Source organism: Luteimonas sp. MC1895, from assembly GCF_016457215.1.
GTDB lineage: Bacteria > Pseudomonadota > Gammaproteobacteria > Xanthomonadales > Xanthomonadaceae > Luteimonas.
The window spans coordinates 841,088-866,253 of the sequence record NZ_JAEMDY010000001.1; the positions used below are offsets into that span (position 1 = coordinate 841,088).

The 25,166-nt window shown below is 71.2% G+C and carries 20 protein-coding genes, 1 pseudogene and 1 riboswitch; of the genes and pseudogenes, 5 read left to right on the forward strand and 16 right to left on the reverse strand.

Annotated features, from left to right (window positions below; all coding sequences use genetic code 11):
* Positions 1 to 8: 8 nt before the first annotated feature.
* The 5 genes from JG616_RS03690 to JG616_RS03710 are packed head-to-tail and all read right to left on the reverse strand — an operon-like array spanning position 9 to position 4,874.
* The gene (locus tag JG616_RS03690) at positions 9 to 1,241 is read right to left on the reverse strand and encodes an FtsX-like permease family protein (protein ID WP_199360104.1); all 1,233 of its coding nucleotides are present in this window, start codon (positions 1,239 to 1,241) and stop codon (positions 9 to 11) included.
* A gap of 16 nt (positions 1,242 to 1,257) precedes the next feature.
* The gene (locus tag JG616_RS03695; protein ID WP_199391704.1) at positions 1,258 to 2,559 is read right to left on the reverse strand and encodes an ABC transporter permease; all 1,302 of its coding nucleotides are present in this window, start codon (positions 2,557 to 2,559) and stop codon (positions 1,258 to 1,260) included.
* Positions 2,560 to 2,569: 10 nt separating this feature from the next.
* A complete protein-coding gene (locus JG616_RS03700; protein ID WP_199391956.1) occupies positions 2,570 to 3,316 on the reverse strand; it encodes an ABC transporter ATP-binding protein in 747 nt (248 codons plus the stop codon).
* Between the two features lie 38 nt (positions 3,317 to 3,354).
* Entirely contained in the window at positions 3,355 to 3,570 is a 216-nt protein-coding gene (locus JG616_RS03705; RefSeq protein ID WP_199391705.1) for a hypothetical protein, read from the reverse strand.
* A gap of 2 nt (positions 3,571 to 3,572) precedes the next feature.
* Complete coding sequence (locus JG616_RS03710; RefSeq protein ID WP_199360107.1) at positions 3,573 to 4,874, reverse strand: efflux RND transporter periplasmic adaptor subunit; 1,302 nt, start codon at positions 4,872 to 4,874, stop codon at positions 3,573 to 3,575.
* Between the two features lie 196 nt (positions 4,875 to 5,070).
* Here JG616_RS03710 and glmS point away from each other — a divergent pair, with 196 nt between their 5' ends.
* Positions 5,071 to 6,900 carry a glutamine--fructose-6-phosphate transaminase (isomerizing) gene (gene glmS / locus JG616_RS03715; protein ID WP_199391706.1) on the forward strand — a complete coding sequence of 610 codons (1,830 nt, stop codon included), beginning with the start codon at positions 5,071 to 5,073 and terminating at the stop codon, positions 6,898 to 6,900.
* A 27-nt stretch (positions 6,901 to 6,927) separates the two neighbouring features.
* Here the strand turns inward: glmS and JG616_RS03720 are convergent, their stop codons facing one another.
* The 5 genes and pseudogenes from JG616_RS03720 to JG616_RS03740 form a co-directional block, all read right to left on the reverse strand.
* Positions 6,928 to 7,320, reverse strand: coding sequence for an acyl-CoA thioesterase (locus tag JG616_RS03720; protein ID WP_199391707.1), 393 nt, complete (start codon positions 7,318 to 7,320; stop codon positions 6,928 to 6,930).
* Entirely contained in the window at positions 7,317 to 7,658 is a 342-nt protein-coding gene (locus JG616_RS03725) for a thioredoxin family protein (protein WP_199391708.1), read from the reverse strand. Before JG616_RS03725 ends, JG616_RS03720 begins: the two co-directional genes overlap by 4 nt.
* On the reverse strand, positions 7,630 to 8,151 hold the full coding sequence (locus JG616_RS03730) for a flavodoxin (protein ID WP_199391709.1): 522 nt from the start codon (positions 8,149 to 8,151) through the stop codon (positions 7,630 to 7,632). The genes JG616_RS03725 and JG616_RS03730 overlap by 29 nt, the downstream gene beginning before the upstream one ends.
* Before the next feature lie 2 nt (positions 8,152 to 8,153).
* Positions 8,154 to 9,218 carry a ribonucleotide-diphosphate reductase subunit beta gene (locus tag JG616_RS03735; protein WP_199391710.1) on the reverse strand — a complete coding sequence of 355 codons (1,065 nt, stop codon included), beginning with the start codon at positions 9,216 to 9,218 and terminating at the stop codon, positions 8,154 to 8,156.
* 157 nt (positions 9,219 to 9,375) lie between these two features.
* A pseudogene (locus JG616_RS03740) lies at positions 9,376 to 11,670 on the reverse strand (ribonucleoside-diphosphate reductase subunit alpha); the annotation flags it as partial.
* Between the two features lie 325 nt (positions 11,671 to 11,995).
* A riboswitch (cobalamin riboswitch) is annotated at positions 11,996 to 12,230 on the reverse strand.
* Positions 12,231 to 12,356: 126 nt separating this feature from the next.
* On the opposite strand from JG616_RS03740, the gene JG616_RS03745 reads away from it, so the two are divergent.
* Genes JG616_RS03745 through JG616_RS03760 form a run of 4 tightly spaced genes read left to right on the forward strand, consistent with a single transcriptional unit; the run spans position 12,357 to position 16,511 of the window.
* Positions 12,357 to 13,142, forward strand: coding sequence for a DUF3348 family protein (locus JG616_RS03745; protein WP_199360853.1), 786 nt, complete (start codon positions 12,357 to 12,359; stop codon positions 13,140 to 13,142).
* Positions 13,139 to 15,298, forward strand: a complete 2,160-nt coding sequence (locus tag JG616_RS03750; RefSeq protein ID WP_199391712.1) for a DUF802 domain-containing protein — start codon at positions 13,139 to 13,141, stop codon at positions 15,296 to 15,298. The genes JG616_RS03745 and JG616_RS03750 overlap by 4 nt, the downstream gene beginning before the upstream one ends.
* Complete coding sequence (locus JG616_RS03755) at positions 15,295 to 16,044, forward strand: OmpA family protein (RefSeq protein ID WP_199391713.1); 750 nt, start codon at positions 15,295 to 15,297, stop codon at positions 16,042 to 16,044. The genes JG616_RS03750 and JG616_RS03755 overlap by 4 nt, the downstream gene beginning before the upstream one ends.
* A gap of 2 nt (positions 16,045 to 16,046) precedes the next feature.
* Positions 16,047 to 16,511, forward strand: a complete 465-nt coding sequence (locus JG616_RS03760; RefSeq protein ID WP_235972861.1) for a DUF2894 domain-containing protein — start codon at positions 16,047 to 16,049, stop codon at positions 16,509 to 16,511.
* On the opposite strand, the gene JG616_RS03765 is transcribed toward JG616_RS03760, so the two are convergent.
* The 6 genes from JG616_RS03765 to iadA form a co-directional block, all read right to left on the reverse strand.
* Entirely contained in the window at positions 16,508 to 17,938 is a 1,431-nt protein-coding gene (locus JG616_RS03765) for a sorbosone dehydrogenase family protein (RefSeq protein WP_199391714.1), read from the reverse strand. The genes JG616_RS03760 and JG616_RS03765 overlap by 4 nt on opposite strands.
* Positions 17,935 to 18,360, reverse strand: a complete 426-nt coding sequence (locus JG616_RS03770) for a DUF2231 domain-containing protein (RefSeq protein WP_199391715.1) — start codon at positions 18,358 to 18,360, stop codon at positions 17,935 to 17,937. Before JG616_RS03770 ends, JG616_RS03765 begins: the two co-directional genes overlap by 4 nt.
* Positions 18,361 to 18,513: 153 nt before the next feature.
* Positions 18,514 to 20,310: a Mur ligase family protein gene (locus tag JG616_RS03775; RefSeq protein ID WP_199391716.1), complete on the reverse strand. Its 1,797-nt coding sequence runs from the start codon at positions 20,308 to 20,310 to the stop codon at positions 18,514 to 18,516.
* Between the two features lie 14 nt (positions 20,311 to 20,324).
* Positions 20,325 to 23,111 (reverse strand): cyanophycin synthetase, encoded by a 2,787-nt coding sequence (gene cphA, locus JG616_RS03780; protein ID WP_199360120.1) that lies wholly within the window; start codon positions 23,109 to 23,111, stop codon positions 20,325 to 20,327.
* An 18-nt stretch (positions 23,112 to 23,129) separates the two neighbouring features.
* Positions 23,130 to 23,969, reverse strand: coding sequence for a cyanophycinase (locus JG616_RS03785; protein ID WP_199391717.1), 840 nt, complete (start codon positions 23,967 to 23,969; stop codon positions 23,130 to 23,132).
* Between the two features lie 15 nt (positions 23,970 to 23,984).
* Positions 23,985 to 25,151 carry a beta-aspartyl-peptidase gene (gene iadA, locus JG616_RS03790; protein ID WP_199391718.1) on the reverse strand — a complete coding sequence of 389 codons (1,167 nt, stop codon included), beginning with the start codon at positions 25,149 to 25,151 and terminating at the stop codon, positions 23,985 to 23,987.
* Positions 25,152 to 25,166 lie beyond the last annotated feature (15 nt).

A 25,166-nucleotide genomic window follows, 5' to 3' on the forward strand; every position in this document is an offset into this window, starting at 1 on the left:
GTCCGGGATCATACGCTCCGGGTCGCCACCGCCGGCGGCACCGCGGCCGCGCGCCGCGCCGGTCCCAGCACCGCCAGCTGGCCCAGCAGCCACAGCGCCAGCGCGCCCACCGGCAGGTACACCAGGGGCAGCCTGGGCAGCTCGTAGCGTCCCATCAGCAGCTGGTTGATGCCGAAGGCCAGCAGCATGCCGATCACGATGCCGATCGTCGCCAGGATGAAGTTCTCGGTCTGGAAATAGCGCAGGATCTGGCCGCGGGTCGCGCCCAGCGCCCGGCGGATGCCGATCTGCTTGCTGCGCTGCTGCACCCAGAAGCTGGCCAGGCCGACGATGCCGAGCGCGGTGATCAGCAGCAGCGCCACGCAGACGATGCCCAGCAGCCAGACCATCGAGCGCTGCTGCTGGTAGTACGCGTCGCGCAGCTCGCGGAAGGTCTTGGTGTTGTCCTCGATGATGATCCGCTTGGGGCCGTTGGCGCGCAGGGCCTTGCTGGCGCTCTCGAGGATCTCCTGGCGCCGCTCGGGCGCGGTGCGGACGATGTACTGGCCGCCGAGGTCGTAGTTGGCGCGCACCGGCATGACCAGCGAGTACTGGCTGCCTTCCGGGCCGCCCATGCTGCCGGGCCGGATCAGGTGCGCGACGACGCCGATGATGCTGACCGGCTTGTCGCCCCAGACGTAGATCGGCTTGCCCAGCGGGTCCTGGCCGGGGAACAGCCGTTCGGCCAGGGTCCGGGTGACCACGACGCCGGGGATGGTGACCTCCTGCTCCGGATCGCTCAGCGCATCGTTGGGGATGAGTTCGTCCGGGGTGAAGTAGCGGCCCGCCACCAGCTCGATGCCGAAGGTGTCGAGGAAGTGGTCGTCGCCCATGTAGGTCGTCGCCACGACGGTCGGCTGCTGCTGTTCCGGCTGCAGGTTCACGCCCGAGTTCCAGGACGAGTTCACGAACGGCACCTGGTTGGTGGTGGTCGCGCCCTGCACGCCGGGCAGGCTGCGCAGCATCTGCAGGTCGGAGCGCGTCTGGGCCGCCGCGTCGGCGTCGTTGCCCACGGGAATGATCTGGATGCGCACCAGTTCGTCGACCGCGATCCCGCTGGGCTGGCGCATCTGGGTCAGGCGCTCGCCGACCATGAACAGCGCGTTGCAGATAATGGCGCAGGTCAGCGCGATCTCGAGGACGATCAGCGCGGCGGCGGTCTTGTGCCGCAGCAGGGTGGAAAGGATCGGTCGGATGTCCATCAGTCGTTCCTCGGGGTCACTGCGACTTGAGCTGGATCGCGGGCGTCACTTCCATGGCGCGCCACGCGGGGAGGAGGCCGGCGATGATGCTGGCGGCCACGGCAAGCAGGAAGGTCAACAGCAGCATCGGCAGGTCCAGGTGCGCGAGCTCGGCATAGCTCGACGGCTGCTGCCGCACCGCCCACAGCCCCAGCAGGGCCATGCCCAGGCCGAGGATGCCGCCGGCCAGGCCGACCGCGCCGGCCTCGACCAGGCACTGCTTGAAGATCTCGGTGCGCGAGGCGCCGAGCGCGCGGCGCACGCCGATCTCGCCGCTGCGGCGCAGGAACTTGGCCAGCAGCAGGCCCACGGTGTTGAGCAGGCAGACCAGCAGGAAGCCGAAGCCGAGCCAGAGCTGCATCATCACGTCGCGCGGCACCACGCGGTTGAACTCCAGCCACTCCATGACGCTGCGCAGGCGCACGTTGGGCGCGCGCTCGAAACGGCCGGCGGCCTTCTGCTGCGCCGAGTAGTTGTCGAGGTAGGCCTTGTAGTCGGCGGCCTGCGACGCGTCCTCGAGTTCGACCCAGTACTGGATCCAGACGCAGGGCGCGTTGAGCGCGGTCTCGTCGGCGCCCGAGTCACCCCAGCAGTCCATGCTGCCGCTGCGCCCGAAGTCGAGCTGGCGCGAGGTGGAGAACGGCAGGAAGACGTCCTCGAGCTCACCGTAGCGGTCGGTGTTCATGTCGTAGAAGCGGGGCGTGGGGCGCCATTCGTCGAGGACACCCGCGACGCGGAACTCTCCGCCGCCGATCACCAGCGAGCGGCCGACGCTGTTGGCGCCGCCGAACACGCGGTCGTTGAGCGACTTCGAGATCACCGCCACGCGCGCGTTGGCCACGTCGTCGGCCGCGCTCCAGCCGGTGCCGTGGAGGAAGGGCGCGGCGAACATCGGAAAGAAGTCCGCGGTGGCGTAGCGCGCATCCGAATAGAACGGCGGCAGGTCGGCCTTGTCGGGCGTGATCGACACCGCGCCGCCGGTCATCATCGCCTGGCGCAGGCCGCGCTTCTCCTGCAGCAGGGTCTCGGCGTCGAAGCGCGTCACCTGCGCCGACGGCTCCTCGCCCGGCGTGAACCCACGCAGCGAGGCAGGGTCGAGCTGCACGTAGAACAGGCGGTCGCTCTTCTCCGGGATCGGATCCCCGGACAGCACCCGGAACACGGTGAGCGTGGTCATGCAGGCACCGATGCCGAGCGCGATCGCCAGCACCATCAGCGCGGTCAGCACCTTGTTGCGGCGGAAGCTGCGCAGGGCGAGCCTGGAGTAGTAGGCGAGCATGGGATGCTCCTCAGGCGCCGGAGGCGGCGCGGGTGCGGGATTCGGCCTCGATGCGGCCCGCGCGCGACGCCCGGGTCAGGCTCGGCTCGACCGACAGGTCGGTGGCCATGCCATCGACGATGTGGACGTTGCGGTGCGCGCGCGCGGCAAGCTCCGGGTCGTGGGTGACCATCACGATGGTCGTGCCCTGCTGGTTGATGTCCTCGAGCAGCTCGAGGACGCTGCGCGCCATCTGCGTGTCGAGGTTGCCGGTGGGTTCGTCGGCGAGCAGCAGGCGCGGGCTTCCGGCGATGGCGCGCGCGATCGCGGCGCGCTGCTGCTGGCCGCCCGAGAGCTCGGCCGGGAAGTGCTTCATGCGCGAGCCCAGGCCGACCATGCCCAGCGCGTCCTCGATGCGCAGCTTGCGCTCGTTGGCGGGCATGCCGCGGTAGCGCAGCGGCACGTCGACGTTGTCGAACAGGTTGAGGTCGGGGATCAGGTTGAAGCCCTGGAAGATGAAGCCGATCTTCTGGTTGCGCAGGCGGCTGCGCTGGTTGTCGTTGAGCCCGCGCACGTCTTCGCCGTCGAGGTGGAACTCGCCGCCGGTGAAGGTCTCCAGCAGGCCCGCGATGTTGAGGAAGGTCGTCTTGCCCGAGCCCGACGGCCCGGTGACGGCGACGAACTCGCCTTCGCCGACGCGGAGGTCGAGCGAACGCAGCGCGTGCGTCTCGACCAGTTCGGTGCGGTAGACCTTGGTGACCTGGCGCATGTCCAGCATGGCGTTGCTTCCCTGTGCGGTGGTGGCGGTGGCGTCCATCAGTCGACCTGGAACCGGGCGGGCAGGGACGAGGACGGGAGGTAGGGGCGCGGCGCGCGCGCGCGGTGCGCGTCGCCGTTGGCGGGGGACGCGATCGAGGCGTCGTCGCGGTCGAGCTCGAAGTGGTAGAGCTCGCTCAGGCGGCGCGGGACCGCATCGGCCAGCTGGAAGGAATCCCAGTGGACGACGTGGGGGAATCCGTGGGTGGCTTGCATGGTCATTCTCCGGAGATGCGGACGCGGTCCGCCTGCTGGAACTGGTCGCTGCCCGACACGACGATGCGTTCGCCGGCCTGCAGTCCCGACACGATCTCGACCGCCGACAGGCTCGAGGCACCGGCCTGGATCGGCCGCCGCTGGGCGCTGCCGCCGGCGACGACGTAGGCGAAGTTGCCGCCCTCCTGCTCGAGGAAGGGGCCACGCTCGACCATCAGCACGTCCTGGCGGGTGTCCAGTACGATGCGCGCCGACAGCCGCTGGTTCTGCCGCAGTCCCGGCGGCTGGTTGCCGTCGGCGAAGCGCAGGCGGGCGTTGACCTCGCCGTTGACGACTTCCGGCGACACCGCCGAGATCTCGGCCGGCCACTGCTTGCCGACGCTGGCCACCTGGGCCGGCATGCCGATGCCGAGGTCGCGGGCGAAGCTTTCGGGCACCTTGATCTCGACCTCGAACTGCGACAGGTCGACCACGCCCAGCACCGGCGCGTTGGCCGCGACGTTGGTGCCCTGGGCGATCTGCACCTGGCCGACCTGGCCGTCGAAGGGCGCGCGCAGGGTCAGCGCGTCGACCTGGCGGCGCAACTCCTCGACCACCGCCGCCTGGCGTTCGGCCAGGAGGCGCTTGTTGCTGGCGTCGATGCCGGCGCCCTGGCCCTGCAGGGCGAAATCCTGGCGCGCCGAGGCGACGCCGATCTCGGCCTTCTTCAATCCGTCGAGCGCGCGGTCGTAGTCGTTGCGCGAGACCGCGCCGCCCTCGAAGGCGCGCTTGTAGCGCTCCACGTCGCGCCCGGCGGCCACTTCGTCGATCAGCGCCTGGTCGAGCAGCTTCTGCGCGTCGGAGCGGGTGAGGCGCGCGTCGAGCATGGCGCGGTTGGCCTCGCCCTGCAGGCTGGCCAGGGTCGACTCCTCCTGCACCAGGCGGCTGCGCAGCTCGGGGCTGTCGATCACCGCCAGCTCCTGGCCCTTCTCCACCGCGTCGCCGGCCACCACCTTCAGGGTCACCGTGCCGCCGGCGATGGCGTACAGGGTCGGGCTGTTGGCGGCGATCACGCGGCCGTCGGCGGAAATGTCCCGGACCAGGTCGCCGCGGACCACTTCGGCGATGCGGATGCGCGAATCGTCGTAGGACCGGCCACCGCTGCTCCAGCCCACCGCGACCCAGGCCGCGAGCCCGAGCACCACGGCCGCACCGAGGCCGGCCACGATCCGCGGATCGCGCAGGCGGCGGCGCGCGGGCGGCGCCGAAGCCGGGGAGCGGTCCTGGGCGGAGGTGTCGCGGATGCGGGCGCGGCTTGTTTCCATGGGGTGTCCGGATGCGGTCGGGTCAGGGGTTCCGACCTGTAGGACGCAAGCCGCGTGCCAACCACAAGCCATTGAAATGAAAGGTTTTGGTGGGAGTGTCCGGGTGTCCGCCCGGACACCGCGCCTGTCCGCCCGGACGGCCCCGCGGGCTTTCGCCGTTACACTGTGTCGTCCCCAACCAAGGCGTCCTATAGACATGTGCGGCATCGTCGGTGCGATCGCGGATCGCGATGTGGTTCCGGTCCTGATCGAAGGACTCAAGCGTCTCGAATACCGCGGCTACGATTCCGCCGGCATCGCCGTCATCGACGGCACGGACATCCGCCGCGTGCGCCGCACCGGGCGCGTGGCCGAGATGGAGGGCGCGGCCGGCAGCGAGGGCTTCGCGGCCACGCTGGGCATCGGCCACACGCGCTGGGCGACCCATGGCGGCGTCACCGAGTCCAACGCGCACCCGCACGTCAGCCACGGCGTCGCGCTGGTGCACAACGGCATCATCGAAAACCACGAGGAGCAGCGCGAGCGCCTGAAGGGACTCGGCTACGCCTTCGAGTCGCAGACTGACACCGAGGTCATCGCGCACCTGATCCACCACTACCTGCAGGACGGCGACGACCTGCTGGCCGCGCTGCAGCGCACGGTCAAGGAACTGCACGGCGCCTATGCGCTGGCGGTGGTGAGCCGCAAGGAGCCCGACCGCATGGTGGTGGCGCGCATGGGCTGCCCGCTGCTGGTCGGTCTGGGCGAAGGCGAGAACTTCGTCGCCTCCGACGTGTCGGCGATCCTGCAGGCCACGCGCCGGGTGATCTTCCTGGAAGAAGGCGACACCGCCGAGATCACCCGCGGCGCGGTGCGCATCTTCGGCGCCGACGACCAGCCGGTGCTGCGCGAGGAGCACCTGTCCGACGTCTCGCTGTCGTCGCTGGAGCTGGGGCCCTACCGCCACTTCATGCAGAAGGAGATCCACGAGCAGCCGCGCGCGCTGGGCGACACGATGGAAGCGATCATCGACGCCGGCGGCTTCGAGCCGACCCTGTTCGGGGCGGACGGCGACGCGGTGCTGGGCCAGGTCGAAGGCGTGCAGATCCTCGCCTGCGGCACCAGCTTCTACGCAGGCTCCGTGGCCCGCTACTGGATCGAGGCGATCAGCGGGCTGCCCTGCAGCGTCGAGATCGCCAGCGAGTACCGCTACCGCACCGCGGTCGCGAACCCGAAGCACCTGATCGTGACGATCTCGCAGTCGGGCGAAACCCTCGACACGATGGAGGCGCTGAAGTACGCCAAGTCACTGGGCCACGACCTCACGCTCTCGATCTGCAACGTGCTCGAAAGCGCGATCCCGCGCGCCAGCCGGCTGGTGTTCTACACCCGCGCCGGCGCCGAGATCGGCGTGGCCTCGACCAAGGCCTTCACCACCCAGCTGGTCGGCCTGTTCGCGCTCGCCGCCACGCTCGCGAAGCTGCAGGGGCGGCTGTCGGAGGAGAAGGAAGCCGAATACATCGAGGCCCTGCGCCACCTGCCGGGCAGCGTGCAGCACGCGCTGAACCTCGAGCCGCAGATCGCGATGTGGGCCGAGCACTTCACGCCCAAGGAACACGCGCTGTTCCTGGGCCGCGGCGTGCACTACCCGATCGCGCTGGAAGGCGCGCTCAAGCTCAAGGAAATCTCCTACATCCACGCCGAGGCCTATCCCGCGGGCGAACTCAAGCACGGTCCCCTGGCGCTGGTCGACGACGACATGCCGGTCGTCGTGATCGCGCCCAACGACAGCCTGCTGGAAAAGGTGAAGTCGAACATGCAGGAAGTCCGCGCGCGCGGCGGCCAGCTGTTCGTGTTCACCGACGCCGACAGCAACTTCAGCGAGAGCGAGGGTGTGCACGTGATCCGCACCGAGCGCCACGTCGGCGTGCTGAGCCCGATCGTGCACACCATCCCGGTGCAGATGCTGGCCTACCACGTGGCCCTGGCACGCGGCACCGACGTCGACAAGCCGCGCAACCTCGCCAAGAGCGTGACCGTCGAATAACCGGGCACCGCGCCGCGCCGCCCTGGCTCAGCCGAGCGGCGGCACCGGGGCGGGTCTCCCGTCCGCGTCCAGCGCGATCATGGTGAAGCGGCCGCGCGTGCACGGCACGCGGTGGCCGGTGAGCAGGTCTTCCGCCACCAGCGCCACGTCCACCTGCATCGAACTGCGGCCGACCGCGACCACGGTGGCGGTGATGTCCACCAGCTGGCCCTGTCGGATCGGCAGGCGGAAATCCACCTGGTCGGAGCGCGCGGTCACGACCGTCCGGCGCGCGTAGCGCGAGGCCGCGATGAAGGCGGCCTTGTCCATCCAGGCCAGCGCCTGGCCGCCGAACAGGGTGCCCAGGTGGTTGGCATGGTCCGGGAAGACCATTTCCAGCAGGCGCGCCTCGGTCGGTGGCGGCAGGTGGTGGGCGCTCATGCGGGCGGCGATGCCCAGGCCGCCGCCGTCGCCGCCGCGAGCTGCGCGGGCGACTGGAAGCCGGGCAGGCGCGCGGCTTCCGCGCCGTCGCGGTGGATCGTCAGCGTCGGTGTCTGCCGCAGGCCCATCGTGCGGAAGCAGGCCTCGCCCACCATCTCCAGCCGCACCTTGAGCAGCACCAGTCCCCGGGCCTCCGGGGTCGTTGCGAAAACCGCGAGGGAGCGGTCGAGCATCCTGCATGCGGGGCAATCGTCCTTGTGCCAGTCGACCAGCAGGCGGGGATGGGCGGCGATGGCGGTGTCGACGTCGTCAGCCGACGTGGCGTGCAGGATCTTCATGGGGCGGGAGGCCTTCGGTCTGGAGGAAAGGTCTGTTGTCGGCGGCGATGGTCGCGGCCATCGCGATGACCAGGTCGGTCCAGGCGTCGATCCGGGCGGCGTCGCGCTGGCCGTGGGGCATCTGCTCGATCTCCAGCCGCGGGAACGGGCTGGCGAAGAACGCGGCCATCCGCCGCACGGCGCCGCAGTAGTACTCGGCGCCCCACTGGGTCTCGCCGGTGCCGAACGCCGCCACCCGTGGCGGCTTTCCGACGGCGTCGACGAGTCCAGCGATGAATCGCTTCATCTCCGGCGGTGTGCGTCCGCCGTTGCCGGTCCAGGACCCGAGCAGGTACAGGTCGTGGCGCGCGTCGGCTCCGGCGGCCGCGAAGTCCTGGAGGTCGGTCTCGATCCATGTCACGCGGTGGCCCCGGGCCTCGCAGCGTGCGCGCACGCGCTGGGCGAGGTCGCGGGTATTGCCGCTGAGCGAGGCATGGGCGACGAGGATGCGCATGCTCAGAGATCGTCGAAGCCGTTGTCGGCGTTGGTCTTCTTGTACGACGCGTTGCGCATCTCGAAGAAGTCGGTCTTGGTTTCGGTGAAGTTGTCGGCGTAGGCGCGGATCCACGGCATCACGTTGTCGGTGGCGTCGGGATACATGCGCTCGATGCCCAGCATCCCGGCCATCTTGTTGGCGCGGTACTGCACGTAGCGGATCATCTCGTCCACGTTGATGCCGTCGATGCCGTCCAGGACCTCGCCGGTCCACTGCACCTCGAGTTCGATCGCATGGGTGAATGCGCGGTACACGTAGTCGGTCAGTTCGTCGGTCTGCAGCTCCGGGTTCTCGCCGACGATGGCGCGGATCACCTCGCTGATGAACTTGGTATGGGCCAGCTCGTCGCGGTTGATGAAGCTGATGATCTTGCCGGTGCCGGCCATCCGGTTCTGGCGCACCAGGTTGTAGAAATAGGCGAAGCCGGAATAGAAGTTGATGCCTTCCAGGATCGAGGACTGGATCAGCGAGCGCAGCAGCGTCTCGGCGGTCTTCTCCCGCAGGAAGTCGTCGTAGGACTCCATGATCGGCGCGTTGCGCCTGCGGATGGTCGGATGCGTCCGCGCGATCTCGAAGATCCTGTTCTGGTTCTGGAGGTCGGTGATCGACGCCAGGACGTAGCTGTAGCTTTCGTTGTGGATGACCTCCTGCTGGCCGATGATCGCCGCGTTGGCGTGCGCGGCCGGGTCGGTGATGTACTCGGCCACGTTGTAGATGAAACGCGTCTGCGGCGAGTCGAGCGTGGCCAGCAGGCCGATGATCGAGTCGTACGCGTTCTTCTCCCGCGCCGACAGCTCGCCGTACTGGCGCGCGTCGGCCTTCATGTCGACCTCGTCCGGGATCCAGAAGTTGGTCGAGAGCTCCTTGTAGGCGCGATAGAACGACGGGTAGGGAATGTCGTTCCAGTTGAGGATCCCGCTGGTGCGGCCGTTGATGATCCCGGTCGACCGGTTCGGATGAAGCGGCTCGAGGATCCGGATGCGCTCGAGCGGCGTGGACGCCCTGGGTGCGGCAACAGCATTCATGGTGCTTCCTTCCCGGCCACTCACGACCGGCTGCATGGAGTAGAGCCCCCTGAGTCAGGGGGCGCGCCGAAGGCGCGGGGTGTGGGTGCTGGTAAGAGGGGCCCGCGGTCGCGAAGCGACCGTGGGAGCGGCAGCGCGCATGCGATGACGCGTCCGCTCAACTGCTGCACCACTCGCACTCCCCGATATCGATGTCGTTCGAGCGGACGTAATAGGTGGTCTTCAGGCCCTCGCGCCAGGCGGTCATGTGCAGTTCGAGCAGGGTCGAGGCACGGATGGTCGAAGGCACGTAGAAGTTGAAGCTGATCGCCTGGTCCACATGGCGCTGGCGCCGCGCGTTCTGGCGGACGCTTGCGAACTGGTCGACCCGGTAGGCGCCCTTTTCGTAGTAGGGCCAGGTGTCGAGTGACAGGCCGGGCGCCGCGACGGGCCGACGGTAGTCCTTCTTTTCCTCGTAGTAGAACGCGGAGTAGACCGGGTCGATCGAGGCGGTGCTTCCCGCGATCTGCGCCGTCGACATGTTCGGCGCCACCGCCATGAGCCAGCCGTTGCGCAGCCCGTATGCCGCCACCTGGCCGGCCAGCTCCTGCCATTGCGGGCTGGTGTAGCCGCGGTCGCGGAAGTAGCGCCCGGTCTGCCAGTCGCTGCCCTGGAACGCCGGGTAGGCCCCCTTCTCCCGCGCCAGGGCCATCGACGCCTGCACGGTGAGGTAGTTGATGCGTTCGTACACCGCGTCGCTGAAGTCCTCGGCCTCGCGCGAGTCCCAGTGGAGGCCCTTCTGCGCCAGCAGGTGGTGCCAGCCGAAGGTCCCCAGGCCGATGGCCCGGTACTTCCGGTTGGTGATCGTGGCCTGCGGCACCGGCAGCCGGTTGAGGTCGATCACGTTGTCGAGCATGCGCACCTGGATCGGCACCAGGCGCTCCAGTACGTCGGTGATCAGGTCGCCCTGCTCGTCCTGCGGCACGATCGCGCGCCCGAGGTTGATCGACGACAGGTTGCAGACCACGAAGTCGCCAGCCTGCCGGGTGGTCACGATCTGGTTGCCGCTGATGATCTCCTGCATCAGCCGCGTCGGGCTCATGTTCTGCAGGATCTCGGTGCACAGGTTCGACGAGTACACCATCCCGGCATGCCGGTTGGGATTCCTGCGATTGACCTCGTCGCGGTAGAACATGAAGGGGTTGCCGGTCTCCAGCTGGCTCACCATCAGCCGCTTGAAGATGTCGATGGCCTTGACGGTCCGGCGGCTGATGCGCTCGTCGGCGACCACTTCCGCATACCGCTGGCGGAACGTGCCGTCGCCGCGCGTCTCGTCGTAGCTGTCCTGCAGGTACCAGCCCTTGATGCGATGGACCTCGTGGGGATCGAACAGGTACCAGTCGCCGCGGCGCTCGACGGCCTCCATGAAAATGTCCGGGATGCAGACGGCGGTGAACACGTCGTGCGCGCGCAGGCGCTGGTCGCCGTTGTTCAGCCGCAGGTCGAGGAAGGCCTCGATGTCGCGGTGCCAGGCGTCGAGATACACGGCCACCGCGCCTTTCCGCTGGCCCAGCTGGTCGACGGATACCGCCGTGTTGTTGAGCTGCTTGATCCAGGGCACCACGCCGCCGGAGGAATTGGGCACGCCGCGGATCGCGGACCCGGACGCGCGCACGTAGCCCATGTAGGCGCCCACGCCGCCGCCGCCCTTGGACACGCGCGCGACGTCGGTATTGGAGTCGTAGATGCCCTGCAGCGAGTCGTCCACGGTGTCGATGAAGCAGCTCGACAGCTGGCCGCCGTTCTTGCCGGCGTTCTGCAGCGTCGGCGTTGCGACGGTCATGTAGAGGTTCGACAGCGCCCAGTAGGCCTCGCCCACCAGCTGCATGCGGCGCTCGCGCGGCGCTTCGGCCTGCATCAGGTACAGCGCGATCGTCAGCCAGCGCTCCTGCGGCAGCTCGTACACCCCGTGCGAGGTATCGGTGGCCAGGTAGCGCGTGGCCAGCAGGTAGAGCCCGTTGTAGGTGAACAACCGGTCGCGCGACGGGTCGATCATGCGCCCGGCCTCGTCGAGTTCTTCCTTGGAGTAGGCGCGCAGGATGTCGTTGGAGTAGACGGTGCGGTCGGCCATGCTCTCCTGCAGGCCGACGTAGGACCCGTATTGGTCGGCGGCGTCGTAGAACCGGTTGCGGGCGGCCTGCTTGTAGAGCCTGCGCAGGTACAGGCGCGCTGCGAACATCTCCCACTCGGGTGCGTCCACGTCCACCCGCGCTTCGGCCTCGCGGATCAGGTGGTCCACCAGGTCGTCGGCATTGACCGCCTGCTTGCCCTCGACGAAACCGCAGACCGCCGCGGTGTAGCCGGCGACGTCCAGCTGCGGGAATTCGGCATGGGCGCGGGCAATGGCCCGCTGCAGGCGCGACCGGTCGTAAGGCTGGCGACGATTCCCCGCCTCCTTGGTGATCCACGTCGTCGCGCCGCGGGCGGCCTGATGGGCGGCGGTGGCGGCGGGCTCCGGGTCGATGGCGGTCGCGTTGGTCGTGGCGCTGTCGTCGCTGCCCATGGGGCCTCCAGTGGAATGCGCACGCCGCCTGTCCCCTGCAGGGCGGATCCAGGGCACGGGCGCGCGCCGACGCCGTGGCGTCGTCGCGGCCTCGCCCCCTCGGGCGGGTGGAGTCGTCAGGGTGGACAGGCGGCGTCGCAGCGGCGGCGACGGACCTCCCGGCATTGGGAGGCCCGCGCGCATGCGTCGCCAGCCATCTCCCCCCGGAGATTCCGCAGCCGGCACCGCGCGGCGTGCATTGCGCGCGGCTGTCGGCAGGTCTTCGGGCTCATGGGCACGGAGGCGCGTGGCCTCCACCTTGCCCGCCGCTTCCCGGGGCCGTGGCGGCTCCAGTGCTGTATGGCGGGGTCGTTCCCAGTTACCGCTGCGGGGCAGCGCCGGACTGGCCGATCCTGTTCGGAACGGCGTCACCGGCTTCCCTTTTCATCCGGCAGGTAGCGCCTGCCGGAACCGACGGGCACAACATATCGGGGTGATGCCGACGCGTCAACGCCATATGTTCGATGTGCCGGCTGGCCGGGCGCGCCCTTGCGCCGGTCCCTCGCGCGGCGACCTGCCCAGGCCAAGGGGTTAAAATAGGCGTTTTGGCCATCCGCATGCATCCCGACCCGACCCGCGCGCCCATCTCCGGCGCCGCCCTCGCCAGGCTGAGCGCCCGGCTGGCGGGCCAGGCGTGCCCGGCCCCGCCGAAGACGGCGCCAGCCGACGTGCTCGGCGACTGGCTGGACTGGCAGCGCGCGGTCGCCCTGTCGCGCGCGCTCGATGACGATCCGGCCGCGGACGACGCCCCCGCGGCGACCTGGGAGCTGCCACGTCCGCAACCCGCGGCGCCGCCGGCCAGCCTGCCGTGCGCTGAGGCGACGGATGCCGGCCTCGAGGCCGAAAGCCGCGCAGCGCGTGACGCCCTGGAGGCTGCGATCCTCGAGGACAGCCGCGACTGGACCCGACCGCTGCACCCGCGGGCCGGTGGCGACGGCAGCGCGGACGCCGGCGCGGTCGCGATCCGGCAGCATTGCCAGGGCCTGCAGCGTGACCTGCAGGCGACCACCGGCCGCTTGCGCGGCGAGCTGCGCGAGCGTCTCGCGCAGCGCGGCGGTGGCGCGGCGCGCCTGGCGGCGGCGGATGCGGTGATGGAAGGCGTGCTTGCGCCGCGCGAGCACGCGCTGCTGGCGCCGCTGGTGCCATCGCTGGTGGTGCGGTTCGAACAACTGCATGCACGCGCAGCCGCCGCCGATTCAGATGCCGGCGGCCAGGCGCCGCTGCCCTGGCGCGACCACTTCCGTGCCGAGGCGCGCCAGGTGCTCTTGGCGGAGCTCGACCTCCGCTTCCAACCCATCGAAGCCCTGCTGGCGGCGCTTCGCACTTCAAGTCCGAGCGCATGAACAGACCTTTGCTGAAACCCGCCGTCTTCGCCCTCGGCCTGCTGGTGGTGGCCTGGATCGGCGCCGGCTACGTCGGCAGCCACACGCTGGCGCTGCTGGTGACCGTGCTGATCGCCGGGCTGTACGCCGCCGGCGGCGTCGAGCTGCACCGCTACGGCCGCGCCACCGCAGGCCTGGCTGCCGCGCTCGAGGCGCCGCCCGGGCCGGAGGCCTTCGTCGCATGGCTCGAACGCCTGGACCCGTCGCTGCGCAGTGCGGTGCGGCAGCGCATCGAAGGCGGGCAGGCGCCGCTGCCGGCGCCCGCGCTGGCGCCCTACCTGGTCGGCATGCTGGTGCTGCTGGGCATGCTCGGGACCCTGCTGGGCATGCTGGTCACGCTGCGTGGCACGGGCCTGGCCCTGCAGTCGGCCAGCGACCTGCAGGCGGTGCGCGGTGCGCTGGCGGCCCCGGTGGAGGGCCTGGGCGTCGCGTTCGGCACGTCGATCGCGGGCGTGGCCGCCTCGGCGGCACTGGGCCTGCTTGCGGCGCTGGTCCGTCGCGAGCGCGCCGCCACGGTGCGCGTGCTCGATGCGGTTGCCGCCGACGGCCTGCGCGTGCACACGCGTGCCCACCAGCGCGATGAGTCGCTGCGGCTGATGGCCCTGCAGGCCGAGGCGGTGCCGACCCTGGTCGAGCGCATGGACGCGATGATGTTGGCGCTGGAACGCCAGTCCGAGGCGGCGCATGCGCGCCAGGTGGCCCAGCAGGACGCGTTCCACGGCGCGTCGAGCCAGGCGTGGGAGCGGCTCGCCGCGCGCCTGTCGGAGGCGCTCGAACAGGGCGCGGCCGCCAGCGCGCGCGCAGCGGCCGAGGCGGTGCAGCCGGCGGTCGCCACCGCCATGGAGACCGTGGCCCGCGAGGCGGTGCAGCTCAACGGCCGCGTGGCCGACGCCGTGGAGCGCCAGCTGGCTTCCGTGGGCGAAGGACTGGCGGCCAATGCCGCCGCGGCCAGTGCGCTGTGGGAGCGCGCGCTGGCCGCGCAGGCGGCCTCGCAGCAGGCCCTGGGCGAGACCCTCCGCGGCACGCTGGATGCCACAGGCGACCGCTTCGCCGCCCGCAGCAGCCAGCTGGTGGACAGCGTCGCCAATCGCCTGGAAGCCGCCACGCAGCAGATCGGCACCGGATGGAGCGAGGCCCTGGCCGCGCAGCAGGCGCAGCACGATGCGTTGGCCCGACATCACCGCGAGGCACTGGCCGCCCAGCAGCTGCAGCACGACGCCATGGCGGAGCGTCAGCGCGCCGCACTTGATGCCGCCGGCGAAGCCATCGCGGCCCAGGCCGCCACCTTGCTCTCCGAGCTGCAATCCGCGCATGCGCGCCAGCAGTCGGCGCTGGAATCCGCGCACGCGCTGCAGCAGTCCACACTCGCGGGGCAGGACGCCGAACGCTTCGCCGCCTGGCGCGCCGAGCTTGAAGCGATGGCCGAAGCACAGCGCGAGCAGTTGGTGCAGGCCGCCGAAGCCGCCGCCCTGCAGCAGGCCTCGGTAGCCGATGCGCTGGCCCGGGCTGCCGCCGACATCGGCGCGCAGTCGCAGGCGCGCGCCGCCGCCACCATCGCCGAGATCTCCACCCTGGTCGAAGCCGCCTCCGAAGCGCCGCGCGCGGCCGCCGAGGTGGTGGCCGAGCTGCGCCAGAAGCTCTCCGACAGCATGGTCCGCGACACCGAAATGCTGGCCGAGCGCACGCAACTGATGCAGACGCTGGCGACCCTGCTCGAAGCCGTGAACCACGCCTCCACCGAGCAGCGCGGCGCGATCGATGCCCTGGTGTCGACCACGTCGGGCCTGCTGGAGACGGCCGGTGCGCGCTTCGACGCCCGCGTGGACGCGGGCACCGGTGCCATCGAAGCCGCAGTGCGCCGCGTCGACGCCAATGCCGAAGGTGTGTCGCGCCTGGGCGAGGCACTCGGTGGCGCGGTCGAGCAGTTCGGCGAGCGCAACGCTCAGCTCGTGGAGCGGCTGGACGCCATCGCCGCGGCGCTCGAGGCCGCCGGCACCCGCGGCGACGAACAGCTCGCGTACTACGTCGCCCAGGCCCGCGAGCTGGTCGACCTGAGCGTGCTCGCGCAGCAGCAGATCATCGGCGAGCTGCGGCAGCTCCCGGGCGCGACCGCGTGAGCCACGAGCTCGAGGTCGAACACGATGGCGGCGCGCCGGTCTGGGCCGCGTTCGGCGACCTGATGTCGGTGCTTCTGGGCGTGTTCGTGCTGATCCTCGTCGGCGTGATCGGCGCGCAGCTGCACCTGGAGGCGAAGCTGGCGGAAGAGGTGGCGCAGCGCGAGGTCGAGCAGCAGCGCCGCGAGGCGCTGGAGCAGGCTCTGGCCGGGCCGCTGGCTGCGGGCCGCGTCACCTTGGTCGACGGGCGCATCGGCATCAGCGGCAGCGTGCTGTTCGCGCTCAATTCCGACCGGCTGCAGCCGGAGGGCGAGGCGCTCCTGGACACGCTGGCCGGTCCGCTTGCCGGCTTCCTCGCCGCGCGCGACGAGATCCTGATGGTCAGCGGCTTCACCGACGACCGTCCGGTGCACGGCGGCAACCGCCGCTTCGCCGACAACCTGGAGCTGTCCGCGCAGCGCGCGCTCACCGTCACCCGCGCGCTGGTGGCGCAGGGCGTGCCGGCCTCGTCGGTGTTCGCCGCGGCCTTCGGCGCCGAACAGCCGGTGGCCAGCAACGACGACGCCGAAGGCCGCGCGCGCAACCGCCGCGTGGAGATGGCCCCGATGCCGCGGCCGCGGCAGGCGCAGGCCTCGGCACCAGCGCCAGCGCCAGCGCCGACAGCAGCACCCGCAGCACCCGCACAGGCACCCTCGACACCGCCCACACCCGCGCCTGCCCCTGTGGCCACGACTGCCGAAGCCCCGTAGCCATGCACGAGGGATCGAAACAACCGTCCGCGATCGGCGGACTGCTCGATGCGCTGGCGGATTGGCGTCAGGCGCGCGAGGCCGATGCCGCGGTCACCGGGTTGCCGGGCGCGGCCCAGTGGCCGGAGCTGCCGGCCCTCACCGGCATCCACGCCCTAGCGGGCGCGCTGCGCAATCGCGAGCACATCCGCCGCGCGCTGGCGCCGGCCCCGGCGGACGCCGGACCTCTGAATTCGCGCGCGCTGGTCCTGCGCATGTTCCGGCTGATGCATGCGCAGTCGCCGGACTACCTGCGCCACTTCACCGCCTATGTCGACGCACTGGCCGCGCTGCAGGCGCTGCAGCTGGCGCCCGCTGCGGACGCCGCATACGGAAGCGCCGGCACGAAGCCGGCGCGGAAACGGGCGAAGCCACGGCCGGCACGGAAGGCGCTGCGCCCTCCGGCCGGCGGGCCGGACGCTGGCTAGGGCTGCGCGTCCGGCGCGGTGCCCGGGTCGGCAGGCGCATCGGCGCCTTCGGTACTCGCACCGGCTTCGGCACCCGTAGTGGCATCACCCGGGGCCGTGGAACCATCCACGGCGGCCCCCGGCGACACCGCCGGACCACCCACGCGCGAGACGCGCCAGATGATGTTGGCCAGGTCGTCGGCGATGATCACCGCGCCGCGCGGATCCACGGTCACGCCCACCGGGCGGCCGCGGGTGGTGCCGTCGTCGTCGCGGAAGCCGGTGGCGAAGTCGATCGGGTCACCGGCCGGGCGGCCGTTGCGGAACGGCACGAACACCACCTTGTAGCCGGACGGGTCCGGGCGGTTCCAGCTGCCGTGCATGCCGACGAAGGCGCCATCGGCGAACTCCGGGCCCATCACCGGGCTGGAGAAGTCGACGCCCAGCGAGGCCACGTGCGCGCCCAGGCTGTAGTCGGGCGTGATCGAGGCGGCGACCTTCTCCGGGTTCTCCGGCTTCACGCGGGTATCCACATGGTTGCCCCAGTAGGCCCAGGGCCAGCCGTAGAAGCCGCCGTCGCGCACCGAGGTCAGGTAATCCGGCACCAGGTCGGGGCCGATCTCGTCGCGCTCGTTGACCACGGCCCAGAGCTGGCCGCTGCCGGGCTGGATCGCCAGCGCGGTGGGGTTGCGCAGGCCGGTCGCGTAGGGGCGATGCATGCCGCTGGCGACGTCGATCTCCCAGATCATCGCGCGGTCCTGCTCGGCGAGCATGCCGCGCTCGGTGATGTTGCTGTTGGAGCCGATGCCGACGTACAGCAAGCGGCCGTCGGCGCTGGCCGTCATGGCCTTGGTCCAGTGGTGGTTGATCTCCGACGGCAGCAGGGTCAGCACCTCGGGTTCGCCGGCGCTGGCCTGGGTCATGCCCGGCTGGTAGTCGAAGCGCACCACCGCGTCCTGGTTGGCCACGTACAGGTCATCGCCGATCAGGGCCATGCCATAGGGCGCATTGAGGTTCTCGGCGAACACCGTCTGTACTTCGTACTCGCCATTGCCATCGGCGTCGCGCAGCAGCGTCAGGCGGTTGCCGCTCTGGACCCCGGTGGTGCCCTTGGCCTTGATCGGGCCGGCGATGACGTCCTTGGGCTTGAGCTTGGGCGCGTTGCCACCGCGGCCCTCGGCCACCAGGATGTCGCCGTTGGGCAGCACCAGGGTCTGGCGCGGGATGCCGAGGCCGGTGGCGATCGCACGCACCTCGAAGCCCTCGGGCACCACCGGCACGCGGTCGCCCCACTCGGACGGATCGGCGATCACCATCTGCGGCAGGATTCCGCGCTTGGGTTCGGGCAGGTCGACATCGCTGCCGTACTGCATCGGGCCCGGCTCGGGGTTGCAGGCGACAAGCACCATGGCCGACGTGGCCACGGCAAGCAGGCTCAGGCGCTTCATGCGACACCTCCGATACGCGGGGCACTGGCCGCGAACCAGGTCGCGACGATGGCGAGGACGACGGTGATCACCGACAGCACGAGGCCGCCTGGCATGCTGGCCCAGGCGTCGCGCGCGTGCATCAGCGCGTTGAAGAAGCCGACGATCCAGGTCGCCAGCCACAGCACGAAGTGGAGCAGGGAACCGCGGGTGCGGCGCGACGGCGCGAGGCCGATCAACGCGCAGACCAGGGCCGCGCCCGCGACCACGAGGCCGCCGGCAATCAGCCAGGACGCGAAGTTGTTCCACTGGATCTCGTAGGTGCGGAAGTAGCCGATGTCGCTGAGCAGGCCGCCGAGGAAGAGGGCCAGTGCACCGCCGAGGAGCAGCGCATGGAGAGGATGGAAAGCCGGTGCATGCCGGCGCGGGGCGGTCGAGACCATGTCGGTCCTCCGGAGTGGACGCCCTGCGCGGGCGTCGGACGAGGGGGCGGGATGCGCTTGCATGCCGGGTCGGGCCATCGTAAGCCAACCGGCCTTCACGGCCGCGTGCACGGCCCGGACGCTGCGTTCGAGACGCTGCGGACCGCCCCGGGACTAGGCGCCGGCCGGCTCCACGGGCAAGGGCTGGCCAGGTGCCCAGTCCTGGTCCTGCAGCCGGTCGAGAAGCGCCACCACCCGCGCGCGGCTGGCGCTGCCGTGGACCGGCAGGACCAGGCTGTCGCCGGCGCGCGCGTCGGCCAGGATCATGCGCGCCGCGGCGACCTCGTCCAGGCACTCGGTGATGGCGTCGGCCGGCACGCCGCTGGCCAGCAGGGCCGCGCGCAGCACCCCGGGGACCGCGCCGCTGGCGCGCCCGCGCATGTAGGCCCCATCCATGTCCTTGAGCACGATGCGCTCCGGGGCGAAGGCCGCCGCGGTGGCGGCAAGCTCGGCGATGGCGGCGTCGCTGCGGTTGCCGGCCTGGCCCAGCAGCAGGTGCAGGCGGCCGGGCCCGACGTGGGCGCGCCGCACCAGCTCCAGCAGGTGCTGCAGCCCGTCGGGATTGTGCGCGTAGTCGACCCAGGCCTGGATGCCGCCGCCCAGGGTCCAGCGCTGCAGGCGCCCGGGGTTGTCGCCGTGCGCGCGGCCGAAGCGGCCGAGCACGGTGGCGATGGTCTCCGCGCCGATGCCCAGGCGACTGGCGGCCAGCGCGGCGCCGGCGCAGTTCTGCACGTTGTGGGCGGCCAGCCCGCCGAGGGTCAGCGGCATGTCGGACAGGGCACCGAGGTCGTGCGAACGGGTCCCGTCGAACAGCAGCAGCCGGCCCTCGCGCACGCCGCAGCTGCCGCGTCCGTCGGCGCGGGCCTGGCGCAGCAGCGGATGGTCGTCGTCGCAGGAGAACCAGGCGAGCTGGGCCGGGACCGAGTCCGCGTGCCGCCGCAGCAGGGCGTTGTCGGCGTTGAGCACCACCGTGCCATCGGCGGCGATCGCACGCGCCACGGTCAGCTTGACCTGGGCCAGGCCGTCGAGGTCGTGGATGCCGTACTCGCCGAAATGATCGGGGCTGACGTTGGTGACCAAGGCGACGTCGGCGCGCTCGACGCCCAGGCCGCGGCGCAGCATGCCGCCGCGCGCGGTCTCGAGGATCGCTGCCTGCGCCTGCCGGTGGCGCAGCAGCGCGCGCGCGCCGCCCGGACCGGAATAGTCCCCTTCCTCGATCAGCCCGCCGTCGAGGTACAGGCCGTCGGTGCAGCTGTTGGCGGTGTGCCAGCCGTGGGCCATCGCGATGGCGGTCAGCAGGCGGACGCTGGTGGTCTTGCCGTTGGATCCGGTGACCAGCGCCACCGGGATGGCGTGGAGCGCCTCCCACGGCACCTCGTCGGGCGCGGGCAGGCTGGCGTTGTCCCAGGTCCTGCTGCCGCTGCCCATGCCGATCGACAGCTGCTCGTCGTCGAGCAGCAGCGGCAGCGCGTGCACCATCGCCGCCCGGCGCAGCGCGGCCAGGCGCGGCAGGTGCTCCGCGGCCGCGACCGCGCGCAGGATGCGCAGGGCCGCCCCCGCGTCGCCGGAAGGCGCGTGGCCCGGCTGCAGCGCCGGCTCGCCGATGTCGAGGCCGGCGCCGGCCAGCGCGGACAGCCAGGCCCACTCGTTGACCTCGGTGGCGGCATAGAGCGCATCGGCGGGCGCGGTGAAGGCCAGGCTCGCGCCAGTGGCATGTTCACGCGCGAGGGTGGGCCCCTCCGGCCAGTCCAGCGCGGCGCGTGCGCGGGCGATGGCGTGGCGCCAGGCGTCGAGCAGCGCGGGCGCGACCGGTGCGCCGATGCCGGTCTCCAGCACCGCGCCGGTGCCGGCGAAATAGAGGTTGGGCCCGGTCAGGCGGCGCGAGTCGTCGAACGGCGGCGGGGTGCTCATCGTCGCGGCCGGAGTCAGTCGCTGTCCTCGTCCGGCGCGAACACCAGGCCGCGCTCCTCGCGCACCAGGCCTTCGAACTCGAACGCCGGCACGGCGTCGGCGCCGGGCAGCGGCGGCGGCAGCACCGCCCTGGGCGATGCCTCGGCGGTGCCCTCCGGCCGGAACTTGGTGATCTGCTTCCAGGAGCGCGCCAGCGCATCGGCGAACACCAGCAGCAGGTCGCCGGGCGCGCCCATGCGCAGGCCGGCGTCGATCGCCGCCTGTTCGTCGGGGATGACCGAGATCGCATCGTCGGCGACCCCGGCTTCGCGCAGCGCGCGGGCGATGATGTTGGGCACCTCGTCGCCGTCGCGGCCTCGCAGCCCGTCGTCGCGCCGGCAGATGTAGTGGTCGAAGCGGCCGGCGACGGCATTGGCGATCGCCACGATGTCCTCGTCGCGGCGGTCGCCGGGGCCGGCCACCACCACGATGCGCCGGCCTTCCACGTCCAGCCGCTGCGCGAGGTCGGCCATCACCCCGACCGCGTGCGCGTTGTGCGCATAGTCGAACAGCACCTTGAACGGGTGCTCGTTGAACACGTTCATCCGGCCCGGGGCCTGGAAGAAGGTGGTGTCGAAGGTGCGCAGGCCGTGGCGGATGTCGTCGAGCCGGATGCCCATCGCGAAGGCCATCGACGCGGCGAACATCGCGTTCTGCACGTTGTGCAGCGCCCGGCCCTCGAGCGTCGCCGGGACCAGGTGGGTCCACATCAGCGGAATGTGGCTGCCCTTGTCGTAGAGCGTGATCATGTGCCCGTTGACGCCTTCTTCCAGCGCGCAGGCGCGGCCGCCGGCGCGCACGTGCTCGCGTACCAGCGGGTGGCCCGGATTCATGGTCACGTAGCAGATGGTGCGCGCCTTGGTGTAGCCCGACATCCGCAGCACGTTGGGATCGTCGGCGTTGAGCACGGCGCACCCGGTGGCCACCTCGACCACGATGCGCTTGATCTCGGCCAGCTGTTCCAGGGTGTCGATGCCCTTGAGGCCCAGGTGGTCGGACTGCACGTTGATCACCGCGCCCACGTCGACCTCGGTCACGCCCATGCCCGCGCGCAGCAGGCCGCCGCGCGCGGTCTCGAGCACCGCCAGGTCGATGGTCGGGTCGCGCAGCACCATGCGCGCGGACACCGGCCCGGTCATGTCGCCCTCGACCGTGCGCTGGCCGTCGATGTAGACGCCGTCGGTGGTGGTCAGGCCCGGCGTGTGGCCGGCCATCTTGGCGATGTGCGCGAGCATGCGCGCGGTGGTGGTCTTGCCGTTGGTGCCGGTCACCGCGGCGATCGGCACGCGCGCAGGCGAGCCCGGCGGGAACAGCATGTCGATCACCGGGCCGGCGGCATCGCGCGCGGTGCCCTCGCTGGGCGCCACGTGCATGCGGAATCCGGGCGCGGCGTTGACCTCGCAGATCGCGCCGCCGATGCGGCGATGGCTTTCCGAGATGTCCGGGGTGATGAAGTCCACCCCGCCCACGTCCAGGCCGATCGCGCGCACCGCGCGCACCGCCATCTCGCGGTTGTCGGGATGGATGCTGTCGGTGACGTCGGTCGCGGTGCCGCCGGTCGACAGGTTGGCGGTCGAGCGCAGGTAGACGACTTCGCCGTCCTTGGGTACTGAATCCTCGTCGTAGCCGACGCGCGCCATCATCAGCGCCGCCTCGCGGTCGAGTTCGATGCGGGTCAGCACCTTCTCGTGGCCGACGCCGCGGCGCGGGTCGCGGTTGACCTCATCGAGCAGTGCGGCGACGGTGCTGCGGCCATCGCCGACCACGTGCCCGGGCGTGCGCCGCGTGGCCGCGACCAGCTGGCCGTCGACCACCAGCAGGCGGTGGTCGTCGCCGGGCTGGAAGGTCTCGACGATCACCGAGCGCGAATGCTCCTGCGCGGCGACGAAGGCGGCGCGGATCTCGTCGTCGCCGGTGATGTCGATGGTGATGCCACGGCCGTGGTTGCCGTTGTACGGCTTGAGCACCACCGGGCCGCCCAGCCGGCGCGCGGCCTTCAGTGCGTCGGTCTGGCTGGTCACCAGCACCTGCCGCGGCACCGGCAGGCCGAGCGAGCCGAGGATCTTGTTGGTCTCTTCCTTGTCGCTGGCCAGCTCCACCGCGATGTGCGGCGTGCGCCCGGTGACCGTGGCCTGGATGCGCTGCTGGTAGCGGCCGTGGCCGAACTGCACCAGCGAGCGCTCGTTGAGCCTGAGCCACGGAATCCCGCGTTCCTCGGCCGCGCGCACCAGCGAGGCGGTGGACGGCCCGAGCGCGCGGCGCTGCGCATAGCGGATGAAACCGTCGCGCGCCTCCTCCCAGGCCCAGTCGTCGGGCACGCTGCCGGCGGGACGCAGCGACTCCGGCAGCAGCGACGCGACCAGGCGCATCGCCAGCTCGCCGGCCGCGATGCCTTCCTCGCGCTGGGTGTATTCGTAGACCACGGTGTAGACGCCGGGCCGGTCGTCCACGCTGCGGGTCTTGCCGAAGGTGACGTCCTCGCCGGCGATGTTCTGCAGTTCGATCGCCACGTGCTCGAGCACGTGCCCCAGCCACGTGCCCTCGTCCTCGCGCATGCGGCGCACGAAGCCGCCGGGTTCGCGATAGGAGCAGCCGTGCTCGGCCAGTCCGGGCAGCGCCGCGACCAGGCCGTCGATGAAGCCGCGACCCAGGCGCGCGGTGGGCCACTGTTCCAGCTCGCCCAGGTCGAGCAGCAGCCGGATCACCGGGAAGTGCGCATGCAGGGACGGGCCAACGTAGACGGAGCGTTCGAGGATGCGCATGCAGGTTGTGTCCCTGGGTCAGGTCTTTCGGGTGGCGAGTCGTCCGGCGGACGCGCGCCGCGTGTGCAGGTTGAAGGTGGCCCCGGCGATGAGGATGTGCACGCCCAGGCCGAGCATGCAGACCGGCTCGTCCTCGTCGGCGTGGGCCATCGAGGAGAACTGCAGGTCGTGGGCATCGACCACGGTCACGGCGCCGCTGCCTTCGACCTCCAGCGTGTCGTCGGGCGAGATGAAGGCGGCGGTGTCCTCGTCCAGGCCGATGCCGATCGCGAACGGGTTGTAGGCCAGCGCGGCGGTCAGGCGGCCGAGGCGGTCGCGCTGGCGGAAATGCTGGTCGATGATGAAGCGGTTGGTCAGGCCCAGCCCGGGCGCGAGGCGCACGCTGCTGGCCCTGGGCGACGAGCCCTCCTTGCCGAACGCGATCATGTGCTCGCTGAGGATCCCGGCGCCGGCGCTGGTGCCGGCCACGGTGACGCCGCGGGCGTTGGCCGAACGCACCGTGCGCGCGACGTCGGTGCCGCCCAGGATCGTCGACAGCCGCAGCTGGTTGCCGCCGGTGAAGAAGATGCCGCTGGCTTCGGCCAGGCGCCGCACGCGGTTTGGTTCCTGCGCGTCGCGGCGGGTGTCGAAATCCATCACCTCGACCTCGGCCACGCCCATCTCGCGGAACAGCGCCTCGTAGTTGAGCCCGCTGTCCTTGAGTCGGCTGGCGGTCGGGATCACCACGATGTCGGCGTCATCGCCGCCGCTGAGTTCGACGAAGCGCGACAGGATGCGCGGGTTGGTGTCCTTGTCCTCGGCACCGCCGATCGGGATGATCCAGCCGCGTTGCTCCCCGTTGACGGGTTTGCTTGGCATCAATGGCTCCGCTGTTCAGGTGTCTTGCGTTTCGAACGTACCACGGCGCACGACGGCCCCCTGGCGCAGGTGCGGGAGGCCCATCGCGAAGACGTCGCTGATCGCGCCGTCGGCGTCCAGGGCCACCAGGTCGGCGTCGGCGCCGACCGCGATCCGGCCCTTGCCGGGCAGGCGCAGCAGGTCGGCGACATTGCAGGTGAATGCCGGCAGCGCGTCCTCGAGCGCGACGCCGCGCGCGAGCAGTTCGCGCAGGGTCTCGATGAGCGCGCCCGAGTGGCCGACGTCCATGCTGCAGACGCGGCCCTGCTCGTCGAAGCAGGGCAGGCAGCCGCCGGCGTCGGAGCTGACGGTCACCCGCCCGCGCGGCGCGCCGCTGTCGAGATAGCGGACCAGCGCGTCGGCCGCGCTCCAGGCGTCCTCGCCGTCGGCCACCGGGAAGGCCGTGATGTCGATGCAGCAGCCGCGCCGTGCGAGCTCGATCGCTTCGTCGAACAACGCACGCCGCCGGTTGACATGGGTCGGGTTGAACACGCGCGGCGGCAGCTCGCTCTGGTCGAGCGCGCGGCGCACCAGCTCCAGTCCGCGGGCGCCATCGCCCAGGTGCAGGTGGACGATGCCGGCCTTGCCGGTCATCAGCCCGGCCACGTGGGTCTCGGAGGCGATGCGCAGCAGTTCGTCGAGCGTCGGCTGGCTGGAGCGGTGGTCGCTGATCGCCAGCTCGCCCACGCCGATGAGGCAGTCGATGAAGGCGAGGTCCGCGCGCAGGCTGCCGGTGATCGTCGCCGGGGGCAGGTGGTAGCCGCCGGCATGGCCCCAGGCCGACAGGCCTTCCTCGCGCAAGCCGTTGATGGCTGCGACCAGCTCGCGCGTGCCGCGGGCGACGTCGTCGGTGCCGAGCAGGCCGACCACCGTGGTCACGCCGCCGCGGGTGTAGCGCGACAGCATCGGCGCCGGCACGCGGCTGGCGAAACCGGCCTCGCCGCCGCCGCCGGTCACGTGCACGTGGCCATCGATGAAACCGGGCACCAGGCGCGCGCCCGAGAGGTCGACGACGGTCGCAGCGAAGCCCGGGGGCAGCGCCGCTGTGTCCGCGCCCATCCACAGCACCTTGCCGCCGCCCACCAGGAGGTCGTGCCGGCCAAGCGGCGCGGGGGCGTACACGTCCGCGTTGCGGACCAGCATCATCGTCATCGCGGA